We start from the raw sequence: 1914 nt of genomic DNA on the forward strand, positions 1-1914 counted from the left end.
CCGGCAGGCGGCGCACGAGGTCAACGAGCGTGTGCTGCGCGGTGGCGCCCGCCTCCCGCCGCAGGGCGCTGCGGCGGCGCGTGCGCGCGAGGATCAGCGCGTGGGCGAGGCCGAGCGCGAGGAGCCCGATCGCCGCCACGGGCACGAGGCGGGGGGCGGCCAGCGCCGCGAGGCCGAGGCTGAGGAGGGCGGCGCCCGCGGCGAGACCCGGCAGGACCAGCCCGACCGCGAGCAGCCCGTCGAGCTGGGCGAGGGTGCGGCCGCTGAGGTCTGCGAGCCCGCGCGCCTCCTCGCGGGCGCCCGCGGGCGCCTCCAGGATGGCCTCGGTCACCGCGGCCCTCAGGCGCCCCGTCGCCCGGGCCTGGGCGGAGAAGCACAGCCGCGCCACGATCCAGCCGAGCCCGGCGAGAGCCAGAGCGGTGCCGGCGAGGCACAGGAAGGCGGCGAGTTCCAGCTGGGCGGGCGGCAGGAGCCAGCCCTGCGCCAGCACGAGGTCCGGCCGCGGATCCTGCAGCGGCACCACGACGCGCAGGAAGGGAAGGGCGGCGGCCTCGTCGCGCAGCATCGTGGCGAGCAGGTCGCGCAGGCAGAGCAGCGCCAGGCCGCAGAGCGGCGCGCCGGCGCCGAGCCCGAGCAGCAGCGCCGCGGCGTGCTGGCGGCGGGCGGCGCGCCAGCTCAGGTGGATCGGGTCCGATTCCATGCCGCCTCGCCGCTGCCCGCTCAGGGTGCCGGATGAAACCTCCGGCCGCCCGACCCGCGCATAGTTGACCCGGGGCGCGCGGCAAAGCGCGACAGCGCACCCCCGGGGCGCGGAAGGATTAGCGGACGCCCGTCCGCCAGATTTTTTCCGATTCCAAGCTGGCGCGCGCCGGGGCCGCATTGTCGTCACGGCCCCGGTGCCCTCTCTTCTGACGCGGCGCAGGTCGGCTCCGCCCCGCGGGTCGGCGCACGGCCAGTCGAAGAACGGACCGATCGGTTGACGCAGTCCAGATCCTTGACCGGAGACCCGACCGGCGGGCGGCACAGCGCGTATGCGGCGCGGAGCGGCCATCCGGCGCGGAGCGGCCATCCGGCGCGGAGCGGCCATCCGGCGCGGAGCGGCGGCTGATGGCGCAGCTCTTCACCCCCGGCGCGGACGCGATCTACCGCCTCGTCCTCCTCACCGGGGTCGCCTGCCTCGCGGGCGTGCCGATCGTGGCGGCCGGCATCGTGCGCTCCGACTACGTGACGGGCGTCGGCGTCGCGCCGCAGCAGCCGGTGCCGTTCAGCCACAAGCACCATTCGGGCGAGCTCGGCATCGATTGCCGCTACTGCCACACCACGGTGGAGAAGGAGGCGACCGCCGGCATCCCGCCGACCCATACCTGCATGACCTGCCACTCGCAGATCTGGTCGGGCTCGGACATGCTCAAGCCCGTGCGCGACAGCTACGCGAGCGGCGAGCCCCTGCAATGGCGCCGCCTGAACAAGCTGCCGTCCTACGTCTACTACAATCACTCCGTGCACGTGACGAAGGGTATCGGCTGCTCCACCTGCCACGGCGAGGTCACGGCGATGCAGATGACCTACCGGGCGAACGCCTTCGAGATGGGGTTCTGCCTCGACTGCCACCGCAACCCGGAGAAATACGTCCGCACGCCCGATCAGGTCTGGAACATGACGTGGAGCCCGCCCGCCGATCAGGCGACGCTCGGCCCCCAACTCGTGGCGCAGAACCACATCCGCGGCGGCCAGCGCCTGATGGAATGCGGGATCTGCCACCGATGAGCCGCGACCCCGACATCGCCGCCCTGCGGGCGCGGCTCTCCGGCGCCGACGGCCCGACCTTCTGGCGCAGCCTGGAGGCGGTCGCCGACACGCCGGCCTTCCGCGCCTACGTCGAGTCCGAGTTCCCGGCCGCGGCCCGGCTCGCCG

The 1914-nt window shown here is 74.5% G+C and carries 2 protein-coding genes and 1 pseudogene; 2 read left to right on the forward strand and 1 reads right to left on the reverse strand.

Translation table 11 applies throughout. The features are described 5' to 3' along the window. Positions 1–700 (reverse strand): annotated as a pseudogene (locus MFF54_RS27500) (ABC transporter ATP-binding protein); the annotation flags it as partial. A 407-nt stretch (positions 701–1107) separates the two neighbouring features. Between MFF54_RS27500 and MFF54_RS27505 the strand changes: the two are divergent. Then, on the forward strand, positions 1108–1767 hold the full coding sequence (locus MFF54_RS27505) for a cytochrome c3 family protein (protein ID WP_238307354.1): 660 nt from the start codon (positions 1108–1110) through the stop codon (positions 1765–1767). Beyond that, positions 1764–1914, forward strand: a 151-nt coding sequence (locus MFF54_RS27510; RefSeq protein WP_238307355.1) for a TAT-variant-translocated molybdopterin oxidoreductase, incomplete at its 3' end; no start/stop codon positions are given. The genes MFF54_RS27505 and MFF54_RS27510, both read left to right, overlap by 4 nt.

The sequence above is a fragment of the Methylobacterium gregans genome, assembly GCF_022179245.1.
Classification (GTDB): domain Bacteria; phylum Pseudomonadota; class Alphaproteobacteria; order Rhizobiales; family Beijerinckiaceae; genus Methylobacterium; species Methylobacterium gregans.

Coding starts and splice junctions, on each gene's coding strand:
- MFF54_RS27505 (WP_238307354.1), top strand. CDS start 1,108: ATGGCGCAGCTCTTCACCCCCGGCGCGGACGCGATCTACCGCCTCGTC.